General features: G+C 59.7%; 20 protein-coding genes. 8 read left to right on the top strand and 12 right to left on the bottom strand.

Features of this window, described 5'->3' with window-relative positions:
• Nucleotides 1-6: 6 nt before the first annotated feature.
• Both ACG74X_RS08095 and ACG74X_RS08090 read right to left on the bottom strand, forming a co-directional pair.
• On the bottom strand, nt 7-1,614 hold the full coding sequence (locus ACG74X_RS08095) for a peptide chain release factor 3 (RefSeq protein WP_411233865.1): 1,608 nt from the start codon (nt 1,612-1,614) through the stop codon (nt 7-9).
• A gap of 63 nt (nt 1,615-1,677) precedes the next feature.
• Nucleotides 1,678-2,160: a hypothetical protein gene (locus tag ACG74X_RS08090; protein WP_411233863.1), complete on the bottom strand. Its 483-nt coding sequence runs from the start codon at nt 2,158-2,160 to the stop codon at nt 1,678-1,680.
• A 137-nt stretch (nt 2,161-2,297) separates the two neighbouring features.
• Between ACG74X_RS08090 and ACG74X_RS08085 the strand changes: the two genes are divergently transcribed.
• On the top strand, nt 2,298-3,077 hold the full coding sequence (locus ACG74X_RS08085; protein ID WP_411233862.1) for an SDR family oxidoreductase: 780 nt from the start codon (nt 2,298-2,300) through the stop codon (nt 3,075-3,077).
• A gap of 3 nt (nt 3,078-3,080) precedes the next feature.
• Complete coding sequence (locus ACG74X_RS08080) at nt 3,081-4,226, top strand: hypothetical protein (RefSeq protein WP_411233860.1); 1,146 nt, start codon at nt 3,081-3,083, stop codon at nt 4,224-4,226.
• A 22-nt stretch (nt 4,227-4,248) separates the two neighbouring features.
• Here the strand turns inward: ACG74X_RS08080 and ACG74X_RS08075 are convergent, their stop codons facing one another.
• Genes ACG74X_RS08075 through ACG74X_RS08045 form a run of 7 tightly spaced genes read right to left on the bottom strand, consistent with a single transcriptional unit; the run spans nt 4,249 to nt 9,190 of the window.
• On the bottom strand, nt 4,249-4,941 hold the full coding sequence (locus ACG74X_RS08075; protein WP_411233858.1) for a M48 family metalloprotease: 693 nt from the start codon (nt 4,939-4,941) through the stop codon (nt 4,249-4,251).
• 46 nt (nt 4,942-4,987) lie between these two features.
• Nucleotides 4,988-5,596, bottom strand: a complete 609-nt coding sequence (locus ACG74X_RS08070) for a DedA family protein (RefSeq protein WP_411233857.1) — start codon at nt 5,594-5,596, stop codon at nt 4,988-4,990.
• Nucleotides 5,593-5,961 carry a hypothetical protein gene (locus tag ACG74X_RS08065; RefSeq protein WP_411233855.1) on the bottom strand — a complete coding sequence of 123 codons (369 nt, stop codon included), beginning with the start codon at nt 5,959-5,961 and terminating at the stop codon, nt 5,593-5,595. The genes ACG74X_RS08070 and ACG74X_RS08065 overlap by 4 nt, the downstream gene beginning before the upstream one ends.
• Entirely contained in the window at nt 5,958-7,142 is a 1,185-nt protein-coding gene (locus tag ACG74X_RS08060) for a vWA domain-containing protein (protein WP_411233854.1), read from the bottom strand. Before ACG74X_RS08060 ends, ACG74X_RS08065 begins: the two co-directional genes overlap by 4 nt.
• Nucleotides 7,143-7,199: 57 nt before the next feature.
• Nucleotides 7,200-7,367 carry an apolipoprotein acyltransferase gene (locus tag ACG74X_RS08055; RefSeq protein WP_411233853.1) on the bottom strand — a complete coding sequence of 56 codons (168 nt, stop codon included), beginning with the start codon at nt 7,365-7,367 and terminating at the stop codon, nt 7,200-7,202.
• Nucleotides 7,364-8,734 (bottom strand): DUF2927 domain-containing protein, encoded by a 1,371-nt coding sequence (locus ACG74X_RS08050; RefSeq protein WP_411233851.1) that lies wholly within the window; start codon nt 8,732-8,734, stop codon nt 7,364-7,366. The genes ACG74X_RS08055 and ACG74X_RS08050 overlap by 4 nt, the downstream gene beginning before the upstream one ends.
• A gap of 3 nt (nt 8,735-8,737) precedes the next feature.
• Nucleotides 8,738-9,190 (bottom strand): GNAT family N-acetyltransferase, encoded by a 453-nt coding sequence (locus tag ACG74X_RS08045; protein WP_411233849.1) that lies wholly within the window; start codon nt 9,188-9,190, stop codon nt 8,738-8,740.
• A 284-nt stretch (nt 9,191-9,474) separates the two neighbouring features.
• On the opposite strand from ACG74X_RS08045, the gene ACG74X_RS08040 reads away from it, so the two are divergent.
• Nucleotides 9,475-10,590 carry a class I SAM-dependent RNA methyltransferase gene (locus tag ACG74X_RS08040; protein WP_411233848.1) on the top strand — a complete coding sequence of 372 codons (1,116 nt, stop codon included), beginning with the start codon at nt 9,475-9,477 and terminating at the stop codon, nt 10,588-10,590.
• Between the two features lie 33 nt (nt 10,591-10,623).
• Here ACG74X_RS08040 and ACG74X_RS08035 read toward each other — a convergent pair whose 3' ends face one another.
• The gene (locus ACG74X_RS08035) at nt 10,624-11,466 is read right to left on the bottom strand and encodes an AAA family ATPase (protein WP_411233847.1); all 843 of its coding nucleotides are present in this window, start codon (nt 11,464-11,466) and stop codon (nt 10,624-10,626) included.
• A gap of 166 nt (nt 11,467-11,632) precedes the next feature.
• Here ACG74X_RS08035 and dksA point away from each other — a divergent pair, with 166 nt between their 5' ends.
• The 4 genes from dksA (at nt 11,633) to ACG74X_RS08015 (ending at nt 15,353) form a co-directional block, all read left to right on the top strand.
• Nucleotides 11,633-12,055: an RNA polymerase-binding protein DksA gene (gene dksA, locus ACG74X_RS08030; RefSeq protein WP_411233845.1), complete on the top strand. Its 423-nt coding sequence runs from the start codon at nt 11,633-11,635 to the stop codon at nt 12,053-12,055.
• 74 nt (nt 12,056-12,129) lie between these two features.
• Entirely contained in the window at nt 12,130-13,311 is a 1,182-nt protein-coding gene (locus ACG74X_RS08025) for an FAD-dependent oxidoreductase (RefSeq protein ID WP_411233844.1), read from the top strand.
• Between the two features lie 78 nt (nt 13,312-13,389).
• Entirely contained in the window at nt 13,390-14,358 is a 969-nt protein-coding gene (locus tag ACG74X_RS08020) for an XdhC family protein (protein ID WP_411233842.1), read from the top strand.
• On the top strand, nt 14,355-15,353 hold the full coding sequence (locus tag ACG74X_RS08015; RefSeq protein ID WP_411233840.1) for a molybdopterin-binding protein: 999 nt from the start codon (nt 14,355-14,357) through the stop codon (nt 15,351-15,353). Before ACG74X_RS08020 ends, ACG74X_RS08015 begins: the two co-directional genes overlap by 4 nt.
• A 112-nt stretch (nt 15,354-15,465) precedes the next feature.
• Here the strand turns inward: ACG74X_RS08015 and infC are convergent, their stop codons facing one another.
• Nucleotides 15,466-16,011, bottom strand: a complete 546-nt coding sequence (gene infC / locus ACG74X_RS08010; protein ID WP_411234198.1) for a translation initiation factor IF-3 — start codon at nt 16,009-16,011, stop codon at nt 15,466-15,468.
• Between the two features lie 204 nt (nt 16,012-16,215).
• Between infC and ACG74X_RS08005 the strand changes: the two genes are divergently transcribed.
• Nucleotides 16,216-17,016 (top strand): hypothetical protein, encoded by an 801-nt coding sequence (locus tag ACG74X_RS08005; protein ID WP_411233839.1) that lies wholly within the window; start codon nt 16,216-16,218, stop codon nt 17,014-17,016.
• Nucleotides 17,017-17,084: 68 nt separating this feature from the next.
• On the opposite strand, the gene ACG74X_RS08000 is transcribed toward ACG74X_RS08005, so the two are convergent.
• Nucleotides 17,085-17,945 (bottom strand): ferredoxin--NADP reductase, encoded by an 861-nt coding sequence (locus tag ACG74X_RS08000; protein WP_411233838.1) that lies wholly within the window; start codon nt 17,943-17,945, stop codon nt 17,085-17,087.
• Between the last annotated feature and the right edge of the window lie 95 nt (nt 17,946-18,040).

Below are 18,040 nucleotides of genomic sequence, written 5' to 3'. Positions count from 1 at the left end.
CTTGTTTCACACCATCATTTCCTTCGTCGCCGATAGGGTCACATCCGGATAGTCCCGCGCAATGCGGTCGATGTCCCATTGCAGGCGGGTCAGGTAGACGACATCGCCGTCATTGTCCTCGGCCATGTGTTGCTTATTGGCGTTGACCAGTTTGTCCACGGCGGCCTTGTCGCCATGCACCCAGCGGGCAGAGGTGAACTGCGACGCTTCAAACCGCACAGGCAGGCCGTATTCCAATTCAATCCGGCTGCCCAGCACCTCGAATTGCAATGCGCCGACGACGCCAACGATAAAGCCGGAACCGATCATCGGCTTGAACACTTTGGCGGCCCCTTCCTCGGCGAATTGCATCAGGGCCTTTTCCAGATGCTTGGCTTTGAGCGGATCGCCCGCGCGCACCGTTTGCAAAAGCTCGGGCGCGAAGGACGGGATGCCTGTGACCTTGAGCGCCTCACCCTCGGTCAGCGTATCACCGATGCGCAACTGGCCGTGGTTTGGGATGCCGATGATGTCACCGGCCCAGGCCTCGTCCGCCAATTCGCGGTCGGCGGCCAGAAAAAGCACCGGATTGGTGATCGACATCGGCTTTTTAGACCGCACATGGGTCAGTTTCATGCCACGTTTGAAATGGCCCGACGCCATGCGCAGAAACGCCACACGATCCCGGTGTTTCGGGTCCATATTGGCTTGCACTTTGAACACAAATCCCGAGACCTTTTTTTCATCCGGAGAAATCTGTCGCGGGGTGGCCGATTGCGGCTGCGGTTCCGGGCCGAAATCGCCGATCCCATCCATCAATTCCTGCACCCCAAACGAGTTGATGGCAGAGCCGAACCAGATCGGGGTCATATGCCCTTCAAGCACCGCTTGCGGATCAAGCCTGGGCAGCAATTCGCGCGCCATCTCAACCTCTTCGCGCAGTTTTTCGAGCAAATGCGCGGGGATGTTTTCAGCCAGTTTCGGATCATCCAACCCTTCGATGGCGATGCTTTCCGCGATTTTGTTGCGATCCGCGCGATCCATCAGCTCCAGCCGGTCGCGCAGCAGGTCGTAGCAGCCCAGGAAATCGCGACCCACCCCGATGGGCCAGCTTGCTGGCGTCACGTCGATGGCCAGGTTTTCCTGAATTTCGTCGATGATATCGAACGTGTCGCGGCTTTCGCGGTCCATCTTGTTGCAGAAAGTCAGGATCGGCAAATCGCGCAGGCGGCAGACCTCGAACAGCTTTTGCGTCTGGCTTTCCACACCTTTCGCGCCGTCAATGACCATGACAGCCGCATCCACCGCCGTCAGCGTGCGATAGGTGTCTTCGGAAAAGTCCGAGTGGCCGGGCGTGTCGACAAGGTTAAAGCGGAAGTCCTTGAAATCAAACGACATCGCCGAGGCCGAGACCGAAATCCCGCGATCCTGCTCCATTTTCATAAAGTCCGACCGCGTACGGCGCGCTTCACCCTTGGCGCGCACCTGTCCGGCCATCTGGATCGCGCCGCCGTAGAGCAGGAATTTTTCGGTGAGTGTGGTCTTGCCCGCATCCGGGTGCGAGATGATGGCAAAGGTGCGCCGCCGGGCGATTTCGGCGGGCAGGTCAGGGCGATTTGAAACGGTGTCCAGCATGGTCGCGCATATAGGCGGCGCATGACGGCTTGTCCATAAGCGGCGACAGATGACGGGATGCGCTTAACCCAGCAGGCGCGTGCTGTGCCCGTTGGATGTGATGTGAACCGTGGCCGGTTTCACCGCGACCCGCGGGGTTGGAACCACAACCGGTGTGAATTCCACATCGCGTTTCTGAATGTCGATCAGCACATATTCCAGACCGGTCTGAAGTTCCTTGTCACAGACCAGATAGGCGTGCCCGTCGCTGATCGTGACACAGACATCCGCGCGGCGTCCGGTGGTTGTCATAAAGATCAGGTGGGCGAGGGTGGTCAGCTTGCGCACGGGCAGATTAGCCGCCACGTCAAGATCGAACGCTTTTGCATCACCATCTGTCGCTGAAACGGGGGTCCATTTCGTGTGCGGTTTCAGATAGTAAACGTCACCAAGATTGAGATTGTTGATCTGTTCGATGGTTTCGCCAAAATAGACACCATGCTCGACACAAAAGCTTTGGGCCGGGCAGGCAAGGTACGCGGTTGGCTTGGCGCAGTCGACGGTCATAACATATCACTCATTGATCCTGGTAAATCCGGCAAACACACATGTCGGGTACGTCTTTAAGATTGCTTGCAAATGTGTCAGTCGTAAGGAGGCCGCGTGGTATTACGCAGGCTTGTCAACATATCGGGGAGTGACAGATGGATCTTGGGATCAGCGGTAAGACCGCGTTGGTTTGTGCATCAAGCAAAGGGCTAGGGCGCGGCTGTGCCGAAGCGTTGGCCGAAGCAGGCGTCAATCTGGTGATGAACGCACGGGGTGCCGAGGCGCTGGAGGCAACAGCCGCCGAAATCCGCGAGGCACATGGCGTCACCGTGACCACCGTTGCCGCCGATATTGTCAGCGAAGAGGGGCGCGCAAAGGTGCTTGCTGCGGCGGGGGATGTGGACATTCTGGTCACAAATGCCGGTGGGCCGCCTCCGGGGCTTTGGTCTGACTGGGAGCGCGAGGATTTTCTCAAGGCGCTGGATGCCAACATGCTGACGCCCATCGCGCTGATGACGGCCGTGATTCCCGGCATGATCGACCGTGGCTGGGGCCGTGTGGTCAACATCACGTCACAGTCGGTCAAGGCACCGATCCCGGCGCTGGGATTGTCCAATGCGGCGCGCACCGGTCTGACCGGCTATGTCGCCGGAACGGCGCGTCAGGTGGCCCCGGACGGCGTGGTGGTGAACAACCTTCTGCCCGGCATACACGCCACCGACCGGGCGGAATCGCTTGATGGGGGCGTGTCCAAGGCGCAGGGCATCTCGATCGAGGCGGCGCGCGCAAATCGTCAGGCAACAATCCCCGCAAGACGCTATGGGACACGTCAGGAATTTGGACAGACCTGCGCCTTTTTGTGTTCGCAGCATGCCGGTTTCATCGTTGGTCAAAACATCCTGATCGACGGCGGTGCCACCAACGCAACGATCTGATCCGTGGCACGGGGACCGGACGGCAAGGGGCAGGCACAGGGCTTTTCGTTGAAAGACGAATTGTTCAATGCCACCACAATTTCCGAACTTGCCGCCGAGTTTTCGGTTCTGCCCGGCTTTGATCGTGATCGGTTTGTGCGGGATGCGTTGGGCGGATTCGCCGACCGCGGGTTGATGGCGCGTCTGGATTGGCTGGCGGATTGTCTGGAACACCAGCTGCCGTCTCGGTTTCCCGCCATGGCCGAGGCGCTGGAGGCGGCGATGCCGCCAATTCTGGACCCGAACAAGACCGACAATGATTTTGGGCGCTACATTCATGCCGTGCCGGGCATTCTTGCCGTGCGGCACGGGCTGGAGCATCACCGGGATCGCGCCCTGGATCTGCTGGAGGCCGCCACGCAGCGGTTTTCGATGGAGTTTTATATTCGTCCCTTTCTCAATCGCTGGCCGGAACAGACGCTACACCGCTTGGACGCGTGGGTGACGCATGACAATTATCATGTGCGCCGCCTGGTCAGCGAAGGCACGCGGCCGCGTTTACCTTGGGCGGCCAATATCGACCTGTCTCCTGTGGTGCCCGTGCGGTATCTGGATGCGCTGCATGGCGATCCCACCCGGTATGTCACCCGGTCAGTGGCCAATCATATGAACGATCTGTCGCGACCGCTTCCCGATGTTGTTGTGGCCCGGTTGCGGGCCTGGGCGGCAGAGGGACGCCAGACCGCCAAAGAGCTGAACTGGATGACGCGCCATGCCTTGCGCACGGCTGTAAAACGCGGTGATCCCGGCGCGCTGGGTCTTTTGGGGTATGACCAGGACAAGGCGATGTCGGTGGCACTGACACTGGCCCCGGACCCGGTCACGATAGGAGAGACGCTGCACATCTCGGTGTCTTTGACCGCGCCAGAGGATATGCCGGTGCTGGTCGATTACCGGATACAGTTCCACCGCCCCGGCGGGCGCAGGGGTGAAAAGGTGTATAAACTGACATCAACACAGCTCAGGGCAGGGCAGACGCACAGTTTGACAAAGTCGCACCGCCTCAAGGCGGCGGCGTCGACCTTTACGCTGCATCCCGGACCCCACACCGTTGTGGTTCAGGTCAACGGGCGGGATCGCGCGTCAGCGAGAGTGGATTTCGTGACGTAAAGCCGCATAGGCAATTGCCCGGTCACGAGGTTGCGTTTGTCCACCGGTTTTCAAGCTTTTCCAACGCCGCGATCCGTTCCGTTGTCTTGGGATGCGACATCAACCACGCAGGCACAACGCCGGATCGCGCCTGGGTCAGTTGTTCCAGCTTTCCAAACAGTGTTTTCTGAGGGCCAACGCCGATGCCCGCCTTGTGCAGAAGTGCAGCGGCATAGGCATCAGCTTCGTATTCGTCCTGCCGCGACAGGCGGGCCGCCAACAGGGTTGCAATGCTGTTGGCGATCAGAACACCAACACCCGGAAGAAAGCGAGACAACACCATCGCCAGCGCTGTGCGCAAGGCGTTCTGGCCGGAAAAATCGATCATCCGACGCCGGGTGTGGCCCAAGGCAACATGGCCCAGCTCATGCGCGATGACGCTGCTCAGCTCTTCTGCCGACACTTCGCCTGTCTGGTATTTGCGGTAAAATCCACGGGTGATAAAAATCCGCCCATCCGGCGCGGCCAATCCGTTCACCGGGTCAATCTCGTAGATATGCACACGGATGCGGTCCAGATCGAGCGCCCGTGCCAGACGGTCCGTCAAGGCCTTGAGCCGCGGGTCCGCCAGTTCCGTGGATTTATCGTCCAGTTCGCGTTTCGTGCGCCAGACGGAAAAATGATACATCGCCAACGCATAAAGGATCGCCAGCAGGATCGGGGTAAACTTTAACATATGCTTGATATGGTGCGTTTGGCCTATAGCGACAAGTGTGCGGGCGCTAGTGCGGTGCCTTGGCGTGCGCGCGGGATAGGCGATTGCGCAACATCCAGCCCAGACCAAGCGTGACAAGTGCGGCAACCAGGAACCCTGACAGGTTGCTCATAAGCGATGCAAGCGCGTCCAGTTGATCCCCGAACAGAAAGCCAAGCGTCAGATAGCCCGTCACCCAGATCGCCTCTCCGGCGGCATCCCAGACGGTAAAGCGCAGCCACCCAAGCCCGACCACTCCGGCCGTCAGGTTCACCCACGGCCCAAGCGGTGCGAAAAGCCAGGTCGAGAAAAAGACCCCAACCCCGCCTTTGTCCAGAACCGTCTGCCGGGCGCGCGCGATCAGATCCTTGCGCTTGGCGGATGTCGACAGCAGATCCACGATGCGCCCCCCCGCCTTGCGCCCGATCCAGTATCCGGTTTGGTCCCCCAGCACCGCCGCCATCCAGGCCAGCGGCAGCAATGTCGAATATTCCAGATCCCCCGCCGCTGCAAAGGCTCCGGCGGCCAGCATGACCAATGCCGTCGGGATTGGGATCGCGAGGCATGAGAGATAGGCCGAAGTGACGACGATCCAAACGCCGTAGGTGGCGGTCAGGCTGAGGAACGTCTCGCTCATGGCTGATCAGCCGCAGTGGCGCGGTGCGCGTCAATGGCAGCCTCAAGCAAGGTGATGATCTCCTCGTCCGGCACACCGGCCTGCCGGGCGATTTTCTCGATCGGCGGAGGGCGCCCCGGTCCGTCGCGCGTCCAGATGTCAGACAGCGCCGCGGCAAGCTCTTCGCGGGGCACTTGCCAGGATTGGCCGACATACCCAAGCGTCATCCAGCTTGCGATTTCTTGATTCTGGTGGTCCGGGTCCGACCAATATATGGCGCGTGCAACAAAATGTCCGCCGAACCAAAGCATCACGGCAAACGCGACCACAAAGGCCGATGTCAAAACCGGGGCCTCGGAAAAGGCCGATTTGAGCCGCGCAATCACTTGGCCAACGCCTTGATCCCACGCTCGAGTCCGTCAAGCGTCATGGGCACCATCGCGTCGTCAAAGATCTCGCGGATCATCGAGATGGACTGCGTGTATTTCCAATGCTGTTCCGGGGTGGGATTGATCCACAGGTTCGACGGCCATTGATCGCGCGCCCGTTGCAGCCAGAGCTGGCCCGGTTCGGCGTTCCAATGCTCGTTGGCCCCTCCGGCATACGCAATCTCATAGGGCGACATGCTGGCATCGCCAACAAAGATACATTTGTAATCAGGACCATAGGTGTTCAGCACGTCCATCGTGCTGGTCTGCGCGTCCCAGCGGCGGCGGTTGTCTTTCCAAACACCTTCGTACAGGCAGTTGTGAAAGTAAAAATGTTCAAGATGTTTGAACTCGGCGCGGGCGGCTGAAAACAGCTCTTCCACCACTTTGACATGCGCGTCCATCGACCCGCCGACATCGAGAAACAAAATAACCTTCACGGCATTTCGGCGTTCGGGCCGGGTTTGCACGTCGAGATAGCCATGTTCGGCGGTCGCCCGGATGGTGCCGTCCAGGTCAAGCTCGTCCGTGGCCCCGTCGCGCGCCCAGCGGCGCAAGCGTTTGAGGGCCACCTTTATGTTGCGGGTGCCCAGCTCGATCGTGTCGTCCAGATTGCGGAACTCGCGCTTGTCCCAGACCTTAACGGCCCGTTGATGGCGGCTTTCGGTTTGGCCGATCCGGACGCCTTCGGGGTTATAACCATACGCACCGAACGGAGAGGTGCCTGCCGTGCCGATCCATTTGTTGCCGCCCTGATGGCGGCCTTGCTGTTCTTTCAGGCGGTCCCTGAGCGTCTCCATCAGCTTGTCGAACCCGCCCAGCGCGTCGATTTCGGCCTTTTCCGCGTCGCTCAGGTGCTTTTCGGCCATCTTGCGCAGCCAGTCTTCCGGCAGGTCAAGCGCGTCGAGCACGCCTTCGGCGCTTAGGCTTTCCAGACCTTTGAACGCTTCTGAAAACGCACGGTCGAAACGGTCGATGTGACGTTCGTCTTTGACCATTGCGGTGCGGGCCAGATAGTAAAACGCTTCGGGATCATAGGTCGCCAGACCCGCGCGCATGGCGTCCAGAAAACTTAGATATTCCCGAAGGGATACCGGCACGCCGGTACGGCGCAGCGTTTCGAAAAATGGAACAAACATGGCCCACCTGTAGCAATGCGCGCCGCCTCTGACCAGTCGGCAGCGCCTTGATCGGCGTCAGGTCACCAGCTTTTCAATGATAATGGTCAGGATCAACCCGCCCAGCGAAAACGCAATCGCGTAGACAGCGCCGTATTGCCAGATGTCAGCCCGCGAGCCGTTGCGTTTCTTGGCGGTCACTGCGCCGATAATGGCACCAAGGATAGCGCCCGCTATGACGATCATATTCTGCCTCTCGCCCTGTTGAGCGGATTGAGTGCGCCGACCTCGCGCAGTTTGGCGCGCACCGACCAGTCCGGGCCGAACCCGTAGCGCGCCCATCCCAGACTGTCCAGACGCACATCTGCCGCGGCAGAGGATCGCCCCAGCAGGTCAAGGGCTTCGGCGCGCAGCATCAACAGCGTCGCCAAAAGTGCGGCGTTTTCGTGGCGCGCGGCAAGATCAATGGACACCCCGGTCAAGGTGATGGCCTCATTGGGGCGGGTTTCGGTCAGGGCAAACGCCGCCAATTGAGAGGCAACATAGGCGCGATGCAGTTCGGCTTCGGGAGTACGCGCAAAAAACGCATCGGCCAGAATGAATTGTTCGCGCGCGGCGTCGGCATCCGCGCTTTGCAGAATGCGACCCATGGCATAATGTGTGAAACCGCGCCGGTGATCTTGCCAGCCCATGGCGCTTGCGATGCTCAACGCCTCATTGGCCGCATTGCGCCGCCCGGTGGCCGAAGTTCCGGGCCCCAGCGCTTTCTGAATGGCGTCGATCCAGGGCCGCGGCGTGCGCACAGCGCGGCGCGCGGGCACGCCTTCACCGCGCGGGTTCAGACGCGCAAGGATACCGGGGATGCGACGGGTCACCTGCGCCCGTGTCATGCCGTTTTGCAGGGCTGGGTCGTAATAGGCCTTGAGGATCAGCATGTCATAGCCGGTCAGGACCGTATGCACATTGTCATCGTTAAAGACCGAATTGGGCAAACGGTAAAGGTCGTTCAGCGGCCCCAAGGCCTGTGCCAGCTCTTCGTGCAGGCAATCGCGGGCTTCTTGCGGGCTGGAATCATTGGGCAGGAAAATCGCAAGCCGCGTGCGGTCGGTGATCTTGCTCCAGTTGACGCGGGCGGACCTGCGGGCCTTGCGATATTCCGACAGGGTCGAGACATTGGGCACCACGAAGCACGCAGCCTGCGGCAGAAACCGTTGAATTTCGGCGCGGCTGACGGCGTTGATCGTGATATTGGCCTGTTCCGAGGATGTCGCGGTGATGTCGATCCCGGCCTCTGTGCGCAGACGGTGCAACAGACGATTGAGATCGCTGGGAACCGATGGTTGGGCGCGGCCGATCAGGCGGACGCTGATCGGGCCTTCAAATCGCGTGAACACATCCAATGAGCGCCCGGATTCCAGACCCATCGCCAAATCCATGAAATCGCGGGCGATGTCCTGATTTGAGGTTTCAACCGTTTGCGGACGGGGGACGGAAAACACCTTCATCGGGGGCAGGGCGACATCCACAACCGCAGCGCGCGTGGCCGGCTCGGATGCCGACATTGGCACACAGGCCCCCAGAAACAGATACACAGGAAGAAGAAGCCGCCGCATGTCTTACGCCCGCTGATATTTGATAAACGGGGTAACAGTGCCGATCCGGTCATAAAGCTGCCGCGCGGTGTGGTTAAACTCCTGCGTGAGCCAGTAAACCGAGGGCGCGCCGGCCGCGTCTGCCCGTGTATACACGGCTTCGATCAGTGCCCGGCCGACACCAAGGCCCCGCGCGTCTTCTGATGCGTAGAGATCCTGCAGATAACAGGTGTTTTCGATTTTCCAGCAGTGCCGATGGAATAGAAAATGTGTCAGTCCAACAGGCTTGCCGTCTTTTTCAGCGACCAGACCGGTAAAGTCCTGTGGGTCATCACCCAAAAGCCGCTCGAACGTGCTGTCATACACATCCTGGGTCAGCGAGGTTTCATAGAATGCCAAATATGCGCGCCATAAGACGCACCACGCATTGTAGTCTGTCGCGCGCAGGTCGCGCACGATGATGTCGGTCTGGGACATGTTCAAAGCCTGCCTGCCTCTGCGAATACGTGATGTTTCGCGATTATTTTGTCCTCTGTGGGGGCAACTTACGGCGAAAGGGTGGCGTTTACCTAGTCTGAACGAATCAGCGCGAATCATTTTTTATGAATAGGTCGGCTTTGGTGAAAAATGTCTTAATTTCAGGATTTTAATATGTGCAAAGAAGCAACAGTATGCTGTTTCGGTGGGATGATTCCGTCGATCTGGCGCAGGTTTGATGCGGCCCGGTCGCGCCGGGAGGCTAATCAGGATAAAGCATCGACATGACATCATCTGCACCCATCGAGATCTTTTTGTCCGGTACGCCGGGCCTAGAGCCGCTTTTGCGTGACGAGGCCCGAGAGAAGGGATTTGCCAATGCGCAAACGGTGCCTGGCGGCGTGACATTAGCGGGCGACTGGTCCGAAGTCTGGCGCGCCAATCTGGTTTTGCGCGGCGCGGGCCGGGTGCTGGCCCGCATCGCGCGGTTCCGCGCCATGCATCTGGCCCAGCTGGACAAGCGGTCGCGCAAGGTTGCGTGGACCGACCTGTTGCGCCCGGATGTGCCCTATCGGGTTGAGGCGAGCTGTAAAAAGTCGCGCATCTATCACGCCGGTGCGGCCGCGCAGCGGGTTGAAACAGCGCTGACCGACGCGCTGGGTCAAGGCCCCAGCGATCAGGCGCAGGTGGTTGTGCGGGTGCGGATAGAGGATGATCTGTGCGAGATCAGTCTGGATACCTCGGGCGAGGCCTTGCACAGACGCGGGCACAAACAGGCCGTTGGCAAAGCGCCCATCCGCGAGACGCTGGCGGCATTGGTGCTGCGCTCTTGCGGGTATATCGGAACAGAACCCGTGCTGGACCCGATGTGCGGGTCGGGCACGTTTGTCATTGAAGCCGCCGAAATGGCAAAAGCTCTGGCTCCTGGACGGGATCGGTCGTTCGGGTTCGAGCTTCTGGCCTCGTTCGACGCGGATGCGTGGCGTGCCCTGAAGGCGGCCCGGCTCGCCCCTCAGCCGACAAAGGAAACCTTCTACGGGTATGACCGCGATGCAGGCGCAATCGCCAATGCGACCGCCAATGCAGACCGGGCAGGTGTTTCGGACGTGACGCAGTTCCGGCATCAGCCGGTTGCCGATCTGACGGCCCCGGATGGCCCCACGGGTCTGGTGATTGTGAACCCGCCCTATGGCGGCAGGATCGGCAACCGAAAGCTTCTATTTGCGCTTTACGGACGCTTTGGTTCGGTGATGAAAGACCAGTTCAAGGGCTGGCGCGTCGGGATTGTGACCTCTGACAAAGGTCTGGCGCGGGCGACCGGGCTGCAGTTTCGAAACGTGAGCGCCCCCATCCCGCATGGCGGGCTGAAGGTGCAGGTGTTTCAGACCGGTCGGCTATAATCCGCCGCCTGTAGCGTCGAATAAATCGCCGCTCTAGCGGCGTTCGCGCCGCGCCATAAAGGCAAGCCGTTCGAACAGGTGGACATCCTGTTCGTTTTTCAACAAGGCCCCATGCAGCTTTGGCAGCGCATTCGCGCCATCGCGTTTGAGGTCTTCGGGTGTCATATCCTCGGCCAAAAGCAGCTTCAGCCAGTCCAGCACTTCCGAGGTTGACGGCTTTTTCTTGAGCCCGGGCTGTTCGCGCAATTCGTAGAACTGTGTCAGGGCCGTGGTCAGCAGGGCCTCTTTGATGCCGGGATGATGGACTGCAACGATCCGGCGCAAAGTGTCGGGATCGGGAAAGCGGATATAGTGGAAAAAACAGCGGCGCAAAAACGCGTCTGGCAGTTCTTTTTCGTTGTTTGACGTAATGATCACGATCGGCCGATGCCGCGCCGTGACGGTCTGGCCGGTCTCATAGACGTGGAACGCCATCTTATCCAGCTCTTGCAGCAGATCGTTCGGAAATTCGATATCCGCCTTGTCGACCTCATCAATCAAAAGAACGACCTTCTGGTCGGCCTCAAACGCCTGCCACAGCTTGCCCTTGCGAATATAGTTGGACACATCGTTCACGCGCTCATCGCCCAATTGGCTGTCGCGCAATCGGCTGACGGCGTCATATTCGTAAAGACCTTGCTGGGCCTTGGTCGTGGATTTGATGTTCCACTCGATCATCTCAAGGCCCAGGCCCTCGGCCACCTGACGGGCCAATTCCGTCTTGCCTGTTCCGGGTTCGCCCTTGACAAGCAGCGGGCGTTCCAGCGTGACGGCGGCATTGACCGCTATGGCGAGGTCGTCAGTTGCGACATACGTGTTTGTGCCTTCGAATCTCATGGTTTTTGTGCCTCACCTGCATGTGTTGTGATGAAAACCTGTCACTGATTTGTGCGACTATTCTCTAGTGACAAGTCCTGGGGCTTCGGTTAAGTCGTGCGGCAAGGGGTGCCAGATATCCAAAGGAAATTCCATGGCAGATGCTGGCTTTGAAAAGGGGACCGAAATGAAAGCAGAAACTTTCCTGCCCGATGATTACCGACCCGCCGAAGATGAACCGTTCATGAATGACCGCCAAGTCGAATGGTTTCGTCGCGAATTGCTGGAACAGCGCAATGAACTCCTGAGTGACAGCAAATCCACCATCGCCGGTTTGCAGGACGGCACGCGCAACATCCCTGATGTTGCCGACCGCGCCTCGGAAGAAACCGACCGCGCGCTGGAACTGCGCATCCGGGACCGTCAGCGCAAGCTGGTGTCCAAGATCGACGCAGCACTGCGCCGCATTGACGAAGGTGAATTTGGATATTGTCAGGCAACCGGCGAGCCGATCTCGCTCAAGCGGCTGGTGGCGCGCCCGACAACCACGCTGAGCCTTGAAGCGCAGGAAAAGCACGAGCGCCGCGAGAAAGTGCATCGCGACGACTGACATGTGGTGCGGATGCAAGACACAGGCGCGTCAGGGCGAAAGCTCTGGCGCCTTTTTTATGTGAGGGCAGGGCAGTGGATTTAAGCACTCTGGACATCACGGTGGTGGGCGGTGGCATTGGCGGCCTGTCTTGCGCCCTGGCCTTGCACCAGCACGGGGCTAAGGTGACGGTGCTTGAGCAGGCAGAGGCCATCACCGAGGTCGGTGCGGGCATTCAGGTGTCGCCCAATGGATTGCGCGTGATCGAAGCCCTGGGTCTGGCCGATGCGCTTGCCGCGAAATGTGTCCGCGGGCAGGCCGTGTCGCTGCGGGATGGGGCAAGTGGCGCGGAGGTGGCACGGCTTGATCTGACGCGCTTGCCGCAAGAGCAGTCCTATCTCTTTGTGCACCGCGCGGATATTGTTGATCTTTTGTCTGCGGCGGCCCGCGACAGGGGCATCCCCTTACGCCTTTTGCAAAAAGCGAAAACAGTCCAGACGGGGGCGCAGCCACAGATCGCGCTGGCCAATGGCGATCACCGCCAAACCGATCTGGTGGTGGGGGCCGACGGGATACATTCTGTCATTCGACCGCTGGTGACAGACCACACCAAGCCGTTTTTCACCGGCCAAGTGGCGTGGCGGGCGATTGTGCCCAATGTCACCGGTCATCCGGCGCAGGCGCGTGTGCATATGGGTCCAAAGCGCCACATGGTCACCTATCCGCTTCGGGATGGAAAAAGCCTGAATGTGGTGGCCGTGGAAGAACGGCCCGATTGGATGGCGGAAAGCTGGTCCCAAACGGACGATCCCGACAATTTGCGCAAGGCGTTTTCGGAATTTGACGCAGAGGTGCATCAGATTCTGTCTCAGGTCGAGGCCCCGGGCGTCTGGGGGCTGTTCCGGCATCCCGTGGCGGCGCACTGGCATCGCGACGGCTGTGTCCTGCTGGGAGATGCGGCCCATCCGACATTGCCGTTTTTGGCGCAGGGGGCCAATATGGCGCTGGAGGATGCGTGGGTGCTGGCCCGATGCCTGGCACAGCATGACGCGTTGGAGGCCGGGTTGCACGCTTATCAGTCCGAGCGCAAATCGCGCGTGACCCGTGTGATCAATGCGGCCAGCCAGAATGCCAGGAATTACCATCTATCGCCGGGCCCGTTCCGGTTTGCGGCTCATACCGCGCTTGGCGCGCTCAGCCGGTTTGCACCGGGTCGAATGCTGGGCCGGTTTGACTGGCTCTACACCCATGACGTCACTCAGGACCGGCCGCGCTAGGTTTACATCGCCGACCGGGCAGGACACCGTGACGCAGCGCGCGAATCCTTGGCATGACTTTGGGAGGAGATCACCAGTATGGAGCGTTTTGACAAATGTCCTGAAACGGCGCTGGCGTGGCATCGTGCCGGCAAGGGGGCGGTGTTGGCGACGGTGATCGAAACCTGGGGCAGCGCGCCGCGCCGTGTCGGGTCGCAACTGGCGATCTCTGGCACGGGCGAGATCGAAGGCTCTGTGTCAGGCGGGTGTGTCGAAGGTGCCGTTGTGGTCGAAGCGTTGGAGGCCCTGGAAGAGGGCATCGCCCGCGAACTGGAATTCGGCGTCAGCGATCAGGATGCGTTTGCCGTGGGTCTGGCCTGTGGCGGGACCATTCGTGTGCTGGTCGAACCGATTGGCACAATTGTGCCAGAGGCGCTGTTGGCCGAACTGGTCGCCCATCGCGCGGCGCGGCGGCCAGTGGCCTATGTGGTTGATCTTGATCGCAACGCGCGTTCATTGACCGAACAGGGCCACGCCAATGCCTTTCGCCTGGACCGGTCCGGCTTTTTCGAGGACAGCCGGACCTTTGTTGCGATCCATAATCCGCCTCTGCGGTTGATCGTGGTGGGGGCTGTTCATATCGCGCAGGCGCTGGTGCCGATGGCGCGGATTGCCGGATATGACCCGATCCTGATTGACCCGCGCGAGGCATTTGGATCAGACAGCCGCTTTCCGGGCGAGACGATCTTGCATGATTGGCCGGACGAAGCCATTGCGCAGTTGGGGCTGGACACGCGCACTGCGCTTGTGTTGTTGACCCACGATCCGAAACTGGATGATCCGGCGTTAAAGCAAGCGCTGCGCGCCTCGTGTTTTTATATCGGCGCTTTGGGATCGACACGCACCCATGCAAAGCGCGTCGATCGGCTGACAGAGGCCGGGTTCAGTGCAGATGAAATCGCCAAGATCCACGGTCCCATCGGGCTGAATATCGGGGCGTCCGGTCCGGCCGAGATTGCGGTGGCGATCCTTGCACAGATGACCCAAGTGTTGCGGGTGGGCGCATGAAGTTTGGCCCACTCCCCCTGAACGCCGCCGAAGGCACGATCCTTGCGCATTCGGTCGCGCTTTCGACGGGGCGTTTGCGCAAGGGTGTGACGCTGGATGCCAAGGCGCTTGAGACGTTGCGCGCCCATGATATCCACCAAGTCACCGTCGCGCAGTTAGAGCCAGGGGATGTTCACGAAGACACCGCCGCCGCGCAACTTGCGCAGGCGTTGGTCCCCGAGCCCGAAACAGTGGGCTTGCGTGTGGCCCCGGCCTCGACCGGAAGGGTGAATATTTACGCGACGCAGAACGGTGTGGCGGCGGTGGATGCCGCAAAAATCAACGCGGTGAACGCTATTCATCCGATGATCACGGTCGCAACTGTACCGGAGTGGCAGCGCATGGCCGATCGTGGGATGGTTGCGACGGTAAAGATCATTTCCTATTCCGCACCCGGAGAGGCACTGACAAAGGCCTGTCAGGCCGCAAGCCGGGCTTTGGCGTTGAGACCTGTGACCCATACGCGCGCGGTGTTGATTCAGACCAGTGTCGGTGGGAACGAGGACGGCTCAAAGGGGCAACGGGCGATGGCGATGCGGTTTGATCGCATGGGGATCGCGCTGGGGCCCAAAACAATGGTGCCGCACCGGATTGAGGATCTGAAATCCGCATTGATCGCGGCGCAGTCAAACCATGACATTGTCTGCATTCTGACCGGATCTGCGACATCGGATCTGTATGATGTGGCCCCCGAAGCAGTACGCGCCGCAGGCGGGCAGGTGGTCCATTACGGGATGCCTGTCGATCCGGGCAATCTTTTGTTCTGGGGTCACATGGGGGAGGTGCCGGTGATCGGACTGCCGGGCTGTGCCAAGTCGCCAGCGATCAATGGGGCCGATTGGGTGCTTGAACGGATGCTGTGTTCTGTCCCTGTCGCCCCGCAGGACGTGATGCAAATGGGGGTTGGCGGGTTGTTGAAAGAACCGCCATCCAGACCCAAACCGCGCGAAAGCTAGTCGCGGTCCGCGTTGTTCATCGCCTGACAGACGTCTTGACCGATCGTTTGGGGCGGCAGGCAAAGAAAGCGATCCATAGGGACCGCTTTCCTGTCAACGGGTGGGTCAGAGCTTAATTAGGAAGCGGGCCGATCATCATGACCATCTGGCGGCCTTCCATTTTCGGCATGTTTTCAACCTTGCCGTGCTCTTTGGTGTCTTCTGCAATGCGTTCCAGCAGCTCGCGCCCCAAATTCTGATGCGCCATTTCGCGGCCCCGGAATCTCAGGGTGACTTTGACCTTATCCCCGCTTTCAAGAAATTTGAAAACATTGCGCATTTTGACATCATAGTCATGGGTGTCTGTCCCGGGCCGGAACTTGACCTCTTTGACGTCGATGACCTTTTGCTTTTTGCGGGCTTCGGATTCGCGTTTCTGCTGTTCGTATTTGAATTTGCCGAAATCCATAATTTTGACGACCGGCGGTGACGCGTTCGGCGATATTTCGACAAGGTCAAGGCCAGCTTCTTCGGCAAGCTGCATGCCGCGTTCGGGTGTAACAACCCCGACATTTTCACCATCTGCGCCGATCAGGCGAATTTCAGCTGACCGAATGCGGTCGTTGACGCGGGGTCCGGTGTCGCGCTGTGGAGGCGCGTTGTGTGGTCTGCGGGCTATGGTATTGCTCCTTTGATGCAATTCAAATCAGGAGTGTAAAGTAGACGTCATACCATTTTACTTCAAGCGGCTTTTAGGCGGAAAGGGGCCGATGCGCCCCGGTATCGACTTGATGATGGGCGCATTTGTTCGCACATGCAGCATTGACGCCCGCGCCGTGATGGTCGGGCCGAGTAAAAGATAAAAATGGGGGTCCAAGATCCGATGAAAAACCTGATCATTGTTGCAGTGGTTGTCGCACTGGGCGCGGGTGTCTGGTTCTATACGCAGAATACCGCACCAGAGGTTGCAGAACCGGTTGTTCCGCAGGCCGATGAGACGACTCAAGCGGTTGAAGAAACAACACAAGACGTCGCCACCGAGCTGGAAGCCACGGAAGATGCGGTCACCGAAAGCGCCGAGGAGGTCGGGGATGCCGTCGATCAAGCGGCCTCGGACGCCGCGCAGGCGGCGGATACAGCGGTCGACGACGCAACAGGCGCGGCAAACACGCTTGCAGATGAGGCAACCACCGCTGTCGAAGAGGCGGTTGATGCAATCAACGACGCCGTCGATGACGCAATCGGGTCGGTCACAGCCACTGCCGATGACGCCACCGAAGCCGCAACCGAGACAGGGGACGCGGCCGCCGATGCGGTCGAAGATACCGCAACGGATGCCGCAAACGTGGCCGAGCAGACCGCAACCGACGCGGCGGATGCTGTGTCCGACACTGCGGCGGACGCTGCCGATACTGCGGCAGACGCCGCTGACACAGCGTCCGAAACAGCTGGTGACGCTCTGTCTGAAACGGCGGATGCCACGTCCGAAACGGCTGCAGATCTCTCAGAATTGTTGACCGTGGACGGTTTCGATTACGACCGGGTGATCGCATATGTTGACGCGTCCGAGATGTCGGAGTTTGTCAAAACCTCGACCAAAACAACGCTTGAGCAAGCGCGGGACAATCCAGACATGCTGCAAGGCGTGTTGGACACATTGCGCGGGCAGCTTGGGATAGAGTAACGCCACCCGATCACAATAAAGCCGCGCAAAGTGGTTTGCGCGGCTTTTTCATGCGTAGTGACAAACCGTCAGTCAAGAAACGCTTTTTCGACCACGTAATGTTTGGGGTCCGAATTCGCGCCTTCCTGTAAGCCATATTCTTCCAGCATATCCTTGAGTTCCAGATTGAACGCGAGGTTGCCGCATACCATTGCCCGATCCGTGTCCGGTGACAAAGCAGGCACATCCAGATCAGCAAAACATTCGCCACTGCGCATCAGATCGGTGATGCGGCCCATCTTGGGGCTGTCTTCGCGCGTGGTGGTCGGATAGTAGCGCAGCTTTTCATGAAAGCCGTCGCCCATGAGTTCGGCCAGCAATTCATCGGTGCGAATGGTGTCGATCAGTTCCTTGCCATATTGAAGCTCGCCGACTTCGCGACAGGTGTGGGTCAGGATGACCTCGTCATAATCCTCGTAGGTCTGCGGATCGCGCAAAATCGACGCGAATGGGGCAATGCCGGTGCCGGTGGCAAACAGCCAAAGCCGTTTGCCCGGCAGCAATGCGTCATGCACCAATGTGCCCACGGGCTTTGGCCGCAGGATGATGTCATCACCGGGTTGGATATGCTGCAATCGGCTGGTCAGCGGGCCGTCCTGCACCTTGATCGAATAAAACTCCAGCTCTTCGTCCCAGCTGGGAGAGGCAATGGAATAGGCGCGCAACAGCGGCTTTTCCTTGCCGGATTTCTCATCCGTCTGCATCAGGCCGATCATCACAAATTCGCCCGACCGGAACCGCAAAGACGCAGGCCGCGTCACGCGGAACGAAAACAGGCGGTCAGTCCAATGTGTAACCGACGTCACGGTTTGCGCGTCCGGGACGGCAAGTTTGCGGGCGGGGGGCGCTTTGGTGGCTGTTGCTTCTGTCACGGGGCTCAACTCTGTCATGGTGTCCTTCCGGCTTTCTTTAAACCGGACCCTTACATTTATCTTTGATTTACATCATGCGAAAACCGGGCGCGGTGGCCCAGGTGTCGCAGCGC

Source organism: Marivita sp. S0852 (genome assembly GCF_046591575.1).
Taxonomy (GTDB): Bacteria; Pseudomonadota; Alphaproteobacteria; order Rhodobacterales; family Rhodobacteraceae; genus Marivita.
This window is presented reverse-complemented; position numbering and strand designations above follow the sequence as displayed.

What these genes read in the sequence shown, in the direction of transcription:
- ACG74X_RS08055 (WP_411233853.1), bottom strand. Translation starts at nt 7,367, where the DNA reads ATGATCGTCATAGCGGGCGCTATCCTTGGTGCCATTATCGGCGCAGTG.
- ACG74X_RS08090 (WP_411233863.1), bottom strand. Translation starts at nt 2,160, where the DNA reads ATGACCGTCGACTGCGCCAAGCCAACCGCGTACCTTGCCTGCCCGGCC.
- ACG74X_RS08005 (WP_411233839.1), top strand. Translation starts at nt 16,216, where the DNA reads ATGAAAAACCTGATCATTGTTGCAGTGGTTGTCGCACTGGGCGCGGGT.
- ACG74X_RS08060 (WP_411233854.1), bottom strand. Translation starts at nt 7,142, where the DNA reads ATGTTTGTTCCATTTTTCGAAACGCTGCGCCGTACCGGCGTGCCGGTA.
- dksA (WP_411233845.1), top strand. Translation starts at nt 11,633, where the DNA reads ATGAAAGCAGAAACTTTCCTGCCCGATGATTACCGACCCGCCGAAGAT.
- ACG74X_RS08070 (WP_411233857.1), bottom strand. Translation starts at nt 5,596, where the DNA reads ATGAGCGAGACGTTCCTCAGCCTGACCGCCACCTACGGCGTTTGGATC.
- ACG74X_RS08015 (WP_411233840.1), top strand. Translation starts at nt 14,355, where the DNA reads ATGAAGTTTGGCCCACTCCCCCTGAACGCCGCCGAAGGCACGATCCTT.
- ACG74X_RS08095 (WP_411233865.1), bottom strand. Translation starts at nt 1,614, where the DNA reads ATGCTGGACACCGTTTCAAATCGCCCTGACCTGCCCGCCGAAATCGCC.
- ACG74X_RS08050 (WP_411233851.1), bottom strand. Translation starts at nt 8,734, where the DNA reads ATGCGGCGGCTTCTTCTTCCTGTGTATCTGTTTCTGGGGGCCTGTGTG.
- ACG74X_RS08075 (WP_411233858.1), bottom strand. Translation starts at nt 4,941, where the DNA reads ATGTTAAAGTTTACCCCGATCCTGCTGGCGATCCTTTATGCGTTGGCG.
- ACG74X_RS08000 (WP_411233838.1), bottom strand. Translation starts at nt 17,945, where the DNA reads ATGACAGAGTTGAGCCCCGTGACAGAAGCAACAGCCACCAAAGCGCCC.
- ACG74X_RS08085 (WP_411233862.1), top strand. Translation starts at nt 2,298, where the DNA reads ATGGATCTTGGGATCAGCGGTAAGACCGCGTTGGTTTGTGCATCAAGC.
- ACG74X_RS08020 (WP_411233842.1), top strand. Translation starts at nt 13,390, where the DNA reads ATGGAGCGTTTTGACAAATGTCCTGAAACGGCGCTGGCGTGGCATCGT.
- ACG74X_RS08035 (WP_411233847.1), bottom strand. Translation starts at nt 11,466, where the DNA reads ATGAGATTCGAAGGCACAAACACGTATGTCGCAACTGACGACCTCGCC.
- ACG74X_RS08045 (WP_411233849.1), bottom strand. Translation starts at nt 9,190, where the DNA reads ATGTCCCAGACCGACATCATCGTGCGCGACCTGCGCGCGACAGACTAC.
- ACG74X_RS08040 (WP_411233848.1), top strand. Translation starts at nt 9,475, where the DNA reads ATGACATCATCTGCACCCATCGAGATCTTTTTGTCCGGTACGCCGGGC.